Annotated in this window: 7 protein-coding genes; all 7 read right to left on the reverse strand. The window is 71.8% G+C overall.

Annotated elements, in window-relative coordinates:
* On the reverse strand, nt 1-426 hold a 426-nt coding region (locus AC27VN_RS27495; RefSeq protein WP_490878581.1), incomplete at its 3' end, for an acetyl-coenzyme A synthetase N-terminal domain-containing protein.
* A gap of 38 nt (nt 427-464) precedes the next feature.
* Nucleotides 465-1,766: an MgtC/SapB family protein gene (locus tag AC27VN_RS27500; RefSeq protein ID WP_490878582.1), complete on the reverse strand. Its 1,302-nt coding sequence runs from the start codon at nt 1,764-1,766 to the stop codon at nt 465-467.
* 3 nt (nt 1,767-1,769) lie between these two features.
* Nucleotides 1,770-3,374, reverse strand: a complete 1,605-nt coding sequence (locus tag AC27VN_RS27505; RefSeq protein ID WP_490878583.1) for an alkaline phosphatase D family protein — start codon at nt 3,372-3,374, stop codon at nt 1,770-1,772.
* 50 nt (nt 3,375-3,424) lie between these two features.
* The gene (locus tag AC27VN_RS27510; RefSeq protein ID WP_490878584.1) at nt 3,425-4,447 is read right to left on the reverse strand and encodes a porin; all 1,023 of its coding nucleotides are present in this window, start codon (nt 4,445-4,447) and stop codon (nt 3,425-3,427) included.
* 157 nt (nt 4,448-4,604) lie between these two features.
* Entirely contained in the window at nt 4,605-5,864 is a 1,260-nt protein-coding gene (locus AC27VN_RS27515; RefSeq protein WP_490878585.1) for an alkaline phosphatase family protein, read from the reverse strand.
* Nucleotides 5,861-6,661, reverse strand: a complete 801-nt coding sequence (locus AC27VN_RS27520; RefSeq protein ID WP_490878586.1) for a phosphodiesterase — start codon at nt 6,659-6,661, stop codon at nt 5,861-5,863. Before AC27VN_RS27520 ends, AC27VN_RS27515 begins: the two co-directional genes overlap by 4 nt.
* The coding region (locus tag AC27VN_RS27525) for an ABC transporter ATP-binding protein (RefSeq protein WP_490878587.1) at nt 6,658-7,343 on the reverse strand (686 nt) is incomplete at its 5' end. The genes AC27VN_RS27520 and AC27VN_RS27525, both read right to left, overlap by 4 nt.

Genomic DNA, 7,343 nt, shown 5'->3' on the forward strand with positions numbered 1-7,343 from the left:
GCCCTTCTTGATGCCCTGCGCCTTGAGCGCATTGGCGAACTGGCTCACGCGTGCGAGCAGTTCCTTGTACGTGACCTGGGTGACGGTGCCGTCGTCGGCCTCGAAGACGATGGCGGTCTTGTTCTCGACGGGGGTGCCGATGTGGCGGTCGAGGCAGTTGGCGCTGGCGTTGAGTTCGCCGTCGCCGAACCATTGGTAGAACGGCGCGTTCGATTCGTCGAGGATCCTGCTGAAGGGCTTCGTCCACTGCAGGTGGGTCGTGGCCTGGCGGCTCCAGAAGCCTTCGAAGTCCTGTTCCGCTTCCTTGCACAGGGCGTCGTAAGCGGCCATACCGGAAATGCGGGCGCCTTCGGTGGCGCGGGCATCGGGCGGGAACACGCGGTTCTCGACCAGGACGGATTCGATGTTCTTCGTGGGATGGCTCATGGTGTCGGGTTCGAGGGATGGAGGTATCGGTGCGGCCTTCAGTGGCCGATCGGCAGCATCGGCAGGACCACATGCCAGCCGGCCAGCCCGAGGGCACCGGCGACGGCGATGCACAACATGGCCGTGCACAGCTTCGTGGTCAGGCGGCGTTCGCGCGTGCGCAGCACGAAGGACATGCTGAAGGCGATGCTCGTGAGCGAGGCCAGCACGGCGCCCGTGCCCGCCGTGGTGGCCGACAGGCTGCCCTGCGACGCGAGCGCGGCGGCCGCGGCCACGGCGCTCGCGCTCGACATCAGGCCGCCGACCACGCTCACGAAGTAGAAGCCCGCATCGCCGAACTGCCGCTGCGTGAGGCCGCCGACGATGTGCAGCACCAGGAACACCACGCCGTACTTGAGCGCCAGCGGCAGCGAGAACGGCAGGTCGAGCTTGATCTCGGGCACGTCGGGCACGGGGCCGCGCGTGGCGCGCCGGTAGCTCCACAGCACCAGCACCGCGCTCGCGAGCATCATCAGCGCGAAGGCGCCCGAGGCGCCCAGCAGCGCGAGCGGCGCCAGGATCAGCAGCAGCCCGGCATTGCGCACCACCATCGCGGTGGTCGCCAGCAGGATGCCGCGGTAGGCCGTGCCCACGTAGGCGCCGCGCGTGGCGACCACGCGCGAGGCCATCTCGATCACCGTGAAGTTGCTGTTCACGAGCCCGCCGAGAAAGCCCGAGAGCTCGGTGCCGCGCGTGCCGTAGAGCTTCCAGAGGATGTAGTTCACGAAGCCGATGCCCGCGATCAGGATCACCGTGACCCAGGCGGCGCGCGGCTCCACCAGGTGCCACGGTCCCACGGCCCCGGCCGGCAGCGCCGGATAGATCACGATCGCGAGGATGGCCAGCAGCAGCGCCGAACGCATCTCGCTTTCGGTCAGCCCGGCCGAGAAGCCGGCCAGCCGTTCCTTCCACGCCAGCAGCGCGGTGGCCAGCACCATCACGGCCGCGGGCGAGATGGTGTGGCCCTGGCCGCACAGCACGCCGGCCAGGCAGGTCACGAGCATGGCAGCCGAGGTCGTGAGCTCGGCGCCCTGCCCGGCGCGCAGCGTCTGCACGTTGAGCAGCACCGCGAGCACGCCGACCAGCGCCAGGCACAGCAGCGCCACCGGCATGCCCAGCAGGCCGCCGAGCGCACCCAGCAGGCAGATGAAGCCGAAGGTGCGCAGCCCCGCCTCCTTGCCGCGGCGCTCGCGCTCCAGCCCGATCAGCAGGCCGAGCGCCAGGCTCAGCGCCAGCCGCACCAGGATCTCCAGGTAGGGCCACTCGGCCCCGGTGGTCATGGGGATGGTCTTGTCGGGCATGGGTCAGACCGCCCGGGGACCCGGCACGCAGTCGTCGACCACGAAGCGCGCCAGCGTCGAGATGCCGCTGTCGGGCTGCGCGACGTCGTCGAGCACCCGCAGCGAAGTGAGCCAGCGCCCGGGCGTCACGTCGGCCACCGCATAGCCGCGCTTGTCGGAACGCGCGAGCAGGATGTGCGGGTTGTTGTCGGCGATCTCCTGCGCGCGGCTCTGCGCCGTGCCGCTGGCCGAGGCGATCGAGGTGCCGCAGAACTCGCTCGCGATGACCGGCGACTGCGGCCGCGAGAAGTCGGCCAGCACGCGGCTGACGTAGTTCTGGTGGATGTCGCCGCCGAGGAAGACGGTGTTGCGCGCGCCCGCGCCCTGCACCGCGTCGAGCACGCGCTGGCGGCTCGCGGGATAGCCGTCCCAGGTGCTGGGGTGGTAGCTCTCGGCCGGCAGCGGCTTGTAGTTGCGCTGCGCGAAGATCGTCTGCTGCGCCACCACGCTCCAGCGCTCGCCCAGCGCGGCGTCCTGCGCGAGGCCCTGCTCGAGCCAGCGCTCCTGGTAGCTGCCGAGGATCGAGCGCGCGGGGTCCCGCAACTCGGGGCAGCCGGTGGGCGTCACCGAGCTCGGCGATTCCTCGCCGGGCACGCGGCAGGGCTGGCGGTCGCGGTACTGGCGCGTGTCGAGCATGTGGAAGCGCAGCAATCGGCCCCAGGCATGCCGCTCGTAAATGCGCAAGCCGTCGAGCGTGCCGAGCCCGCCGAGGCCCTGCGTGAGCACCGACGCGCGCAGCGGCATGTTCTCGTAGAAGGCCTGGTAGCCGGCGCCGCGCCGCGCGAGGAAGTCGCCCGCCGCGCCGGTGCCTTCGAGGCCCGCGTAGTCGTTCTGCACCTCGTGGTCGTCCCAGGTCACGAGCCACGGGCAGGCGCGGTGCGCGGCCTGCAGCTGAACATCGGTCTTGTAGAGCGCGTAGCGGTCGCGGAAATCGGCGAGCGTCTTCGCGGCCGGCAGCGTGTGCGTGCGCACCAGCTGGTAGCTCGGCGGCTTCTTCGGCATCGCGTATTCGTAGACGTAGTCGCCGAGGAACACGACCAGGTCGAGGTTCTCGTCGAGCATGTGGCGGTAGCCCGCGTAGTGCCCCTGCTCCCAGCGCTGGCACGAGACGAAGGCGAAGCGCGTGCGCCCGGGCATGGCGTGCAGGGCCGGCGCGGTGCGCGTGCGCGCCGTCTGCGTGACCGCGTCGCCGTGCATGAAGCGGTAGAAGTACCAACGGTCCGGCCGCAGGCCCGACACCTCCACGTGCACCGCGTGCCCGAGTTCGGCCAGCGCGTTCGCCTGGCCCGCGCGCACGATGCGGCGGAAGGCCTCGTCCTCGGCCACCTCCCAGCGCACCGTCAGCGCGGCGGGCAGCGGCAGGCGCGGCGTGTCGAAGGGCACGGTGCCGGGCACCGGGCCGTCGAGCAGCCGGGTCCACAGCACGAAGCCGTCGGGGGTCGGCGAACCGCTGGCGACGCCGAGCGGGAACAGGTCGCGCTGGGCCAGCGTGTTCGACCAGCTCCAGCGCGGCAGGGAGGTGGCGGCCGCGGCGGCCGAAGCCAGGCGGATGAGATCGCGACGGTGCATGCTTGTCTCCAATCGTGGATTGTGGGGGTGGTTGCGCGGGGCGGGGGCGCTCAGAACGCGTGGCGGATGCCGAAGTTCTGACCGCTGGCCGCGTGGTCGGCGAGGCCTGCGACGTCGCCGCCGACGGTCAGCGCGGCGCCGCGCCGGTTGCGCACATGGGCAACGGTCGCATAGAGCGCGGTGCGCTTCGACAGGTGGTGCACGTAGCCCAGCGCGATCTTGCTGGCGCGCGAGCGGTCGCCCGGGTAGCGGAAGGCCACCTGCCCGTAGCTCGCGCGGATCTCGCCGGGGCCGACCGGCACCGTCACGCCGACGGTCGCGCCTTCGAAGCGCTTGGCGCCCAGCGGCATCTGCACCCGGTCCTGCGCGTGGAGCGCCTCGACCGATGCCACGCCGAAGTCGTAGGCGACGCCGAGGCTGGCCGAGCGGATGTCGCGCGGGCGCGTGGTCGGCGCCTTCGGTCCGCCCATGGTCCTGCTGTAGGCCGCGCCCACGCGGAACGCGCCCTGCCGGTAGCCGAGGCGCCCGCCGAGGTAGCGCTCCGCGTCGCCGCCGTCGACCGCCTCGGGCAGGCCGTACTGGAACTGTCCCGAGAAGCCGCCCAGGTCGCGCGGCAGGAAGTAGCCGACCGAGTTGCTCACGCGCACATGGGAGCTCTGACCCGCGTTGGCGCTGCCGTAGAGGATGGCGCGGCCGCGGTAGACGATGCTCTCGCCGACGCCGTTGGTGACCCAGGGTCCCGAGAAGTCCGACTGGATCAGGTAGGTCGGCGTGTAGTCGCGGCCCAGCCGCAGCTCGCCCCAGGGGCCGGCCAGGCTCACGGTCGAGCGCCGCGCGAGGTCGAAGGACGTCGGGTTGTCGACGGCGAGCGAGCCCTCGAGCCAGAAGCCCGCGCTCAGGCCGCCGCCCAGGTCCTCCTGGCCGCGAAAGCCCAGGCGGCTGCTCGCGAGCCCGTCGGAGGCCAGCGCGGTCTGGCTGCCCTTGCCGTGCACGCGGTAGTGGGCGACGCCGGTGTCGATCAGCCCGAACAGCGTGACGCTCGACTGCGCGTGGCAGGCGCCGATGGCGAGCATGGCGCCGCCGGCGATGACGGGGGTGAATCTTCTTTGTCTCTTCATCTTTTTCTTCGAGTGGTGGGGGTGACCCAGGGATGGCGACGCGCAGGCGGGCCCCTCACGCGCATGCGTGACGAATCCATCCGGCATCGGGGGAGCGAGAGACGCGGCGCGTCTACTGCAGTGCGCGTCCCTGCATGCCGTCGGCCGCGACGCCGAGGTGGCGCAGCACGGTCGGCGCGATGTCGATCAGCGACGCGGGTTGGCGTCGCTCGCCGGGACGAAGCCCTCCCCCTCTCAGGTAGAGAAAGGGATGCTGTTCGTGCTCGCCCAGTCCGCCGTGCTGTGCGCAGCCGACGGGCGATGAATCGCCGAACGGGCTCAACAGCGAGACGCTGCGGCCCGGCACGCCATGGGGATTGGCGCTCGCGTCATGGCGCAGCGCGAGCGCCAGGCCGAGCGGGCCCCCGGTCGGCAGGCCGATCTCTGCCATGGCCGGGCCGGCGAACACGCGTCCGGTGAAGTCCTGGTCCTCCAGCCAGCGCGTGAGGGCCGGGATGGCGTCGCGTGCCTCGTCGGCGAAGTACAGCAGCGCGGCATTGCCGTTGGGCGCCACCACCACCTCCTGCGATTCGCGCGACTGCTTCCAGCCGGCCTCGACCAGCAGCGCATCGAGGTCGATCTTGCGCTCCACCGTTTCCATGCCGTGGTCGGAACAGGCGACCAGCAGGATCTCGTCGCCGGCCGGATCGAGCGCCTCCACGGTGCGCCGCACCTGGTCGACGCAGGCATCGGCGTGGGCGATCATCGCCAGGTGCTCGCTCGAGCCGAGCGGCACGCCGTGGGCCGTGTGGTCGGGCTCCGAGAGCCACAGCACGGCCAGCGCGGGCGCGCGTTCGCGCAGCACCTCGCGACAGAAGCGATCGGTCATCGCCCGGTCGCCCGCGGCGCCTACCTCGATGGCCAAGCTGTCCGTCAATGCGGCGCCGCCCGGTCCGCGCGAGCCGGCGCGATGGTAGACATGGCCGAAGCCGTCGGGGTCCTGCAGGTAGGCCGCGCCCGGCGACACGTTCGACATGACGATCGCGCCGCCCTGCTGCGCCAGTCGCTCGGCCCAGGTCGGGCGCCGCAAGGTGCGGCCCGTGGCTCGGCGCAGGCGTTCGAGGAAATCGGGCTTGCCCACCGACAGCCGCACCAGCGCGCCCTGCTCGCGCAGCACCATGGTGTTGCCCAGCAGGCCGTGGGCGGCCGGCAGGCAGCCGGTGGCCATCGAGGCCGAGCTGGTGCGCGTGGTCGAGGGAAAGACACCGCGCGCCAAAACGAAGTCGGCGCCCTGCGCGCGCAGCGCCGCGAGCGCGGGAGCCACGCCGGGCGTGACCAGGTCCGCGCACAGGCTGTCGCAAACCACCACGACGGCGCGCCGCCGGCTGCTCATTTCGAAGCGCCCCGGGGCGCCGGGAGCGTGGACTTGTCGAGGTAGTCGTGGAAGTGGACCGTGACCTGGTCCGCCGCGAGGAACACCACCGCATAGGCCGGCGGCTCGTGGCTCTTGGGCACCGGCGAGAGGGTGTGCAGGTCGAACGGCACCTGGTGGTTGAGGCCGCGCATCGTCGAGAACGGGATGCCGCGCCAGCTGCCGCAGACCGGCCGGTGCACGTGGCCGAAGAACAGGTGGCGCAGGTTGCGCCGGCCCGCCACCAGCCGCGCGAAGGGTTCGGGGTTCGCGAGGCCGATGCGGTCGAGGCACGGGATGCCGATGTCGAAGGGCGGGTGGTGCATGAACAGGTAGGTCGGCCGCTCGCCGAGCCGGTCGAGCTCGGCCGCGAGCCAGGCCAGCCGCTGCTCGCAGTAGAGGCCACCGTTGCGGCCCTCGTCGAGCGTGTCGAGCAGCAGGAAGCTCGCGTCGGCCACATCGAAGCGGCCCTGCACGAAGCCGTGGCCATCGCTCGGCCCGCCTGGGCATTGCGCCGCCAGCAGCGCGCGGATGTCGTGGTTGCCCACCAGCGGGAAGCACGGCATGGGCAGCCGCGCGAGCTGGGTGCGCAGCGCCGCGTAGGCGGTGCTCTCGCCGCGGTGCGCAAGGTCGCCCGTGATCACGCAGCAGGCCGCGTCGCGATGGTGCTCGAGGATGTCGTCGATGCAGGCGGCGAGCCGCGCGTACGGGTCCAGGCCGTGCAGGATCTCGCCGGGCGCGACGAGGTGGGGATCGGTGATGTGGATGAACTTGGTCATGCGGCAAGGGTTTCGGGTGAGGCGGTCACGGAATGCAGGGCGGTGGCCTGCAGCAGCAGGCGCGTGTAGTCGTCGGCCGGGGCATCGAAGACCTGGCGCGTGGCGCCGGCCTCGCGGACCTCGCCATGGCGCAGCACCACGACGCGGTCGGCCATGCGCCGGACCACGCCGAGGTCGTGGCTGATGAACAGGTAGGCCGTGCCGGTCTTGCGCTGCAGCTCGAGCAGCAGCTCCAGCACCTGGGCCTGCACCGACACGTCGAGCGCCGAGGTGATCTCGTCGCAGACGATCAGGTCGGGCTCGGCCGCGAAGGCGCGCGCGATCGCGACACGCTGCTGCTGCCCGCCCGAGAGCTGGCGCGGGTAGCACTCGAGCAGCGCCGGATCGAGGTGCATGGCGCGCATCAACGCCTGCGCGCGTTCGCGCAGCGCCGGGCCGCGCAGCCCGGTGAACAGGGTCAGCGGTCGCTCGAGGATGGCGGCGATGCGCTGGCGCGGATTGAGCGAGGACAGCGGGTCCTGGAACACGATCTGCACCCGCCGCCGCAGCGTCGGCGAGCGGTCGGTGGCCTTCGCGGCCAGTGGCTGGCCGTCGAAATGCAGCGAGCCGCTGGTGGGAGCCATCAGCCCCGCGACCAGCGAGGCCGCGGTGGACTTGCCGCTGCCCGATTCGCCGACCAGGC

The sequence above is a fragment of the Variovorax sp. 20P10.2.4 genome, assembly GCF_058244205.1.

Coding starts and splice junctions, on each gene's coding strand:
- AC27VN_RS27500 (WP_490878582.1), bottom strand. CDS start 1,766: ATGCCCGACAAGACCATCCCCATGACCACCGGGGCCGAGTGGCCCTAC.
- AC27VN_RS27505 (WP_490878583.1), bottom strand. CDS start 3,374: ATGCACCGTCGCGATCTCATCCGCCTGGCTTCGGCCGCCGCGGCCGCC.
- AC27VN_RS27515 (WP_490878585.1), bottom strand. CDS start 5,864: ATGAGCAGCCGGCGGCGCGCCGTCGTGGTGGTTTGCGACAGCCTGTGC.
- AC27VN_RS27520 (WP_490878586.1), bottom strand. CDS start 6,661: ATGACCAAGTTCATCCACATCACCGATCCCCACCTCGTCGCGCCCGGC.
- AC27VN_RS27510 (WP_490878584.1), bottom strand. CDS start 4,447: ATGCTCGCCATCGGCGCCTGCCACGCGCAGTCGAGCGTCACGCTGTTC.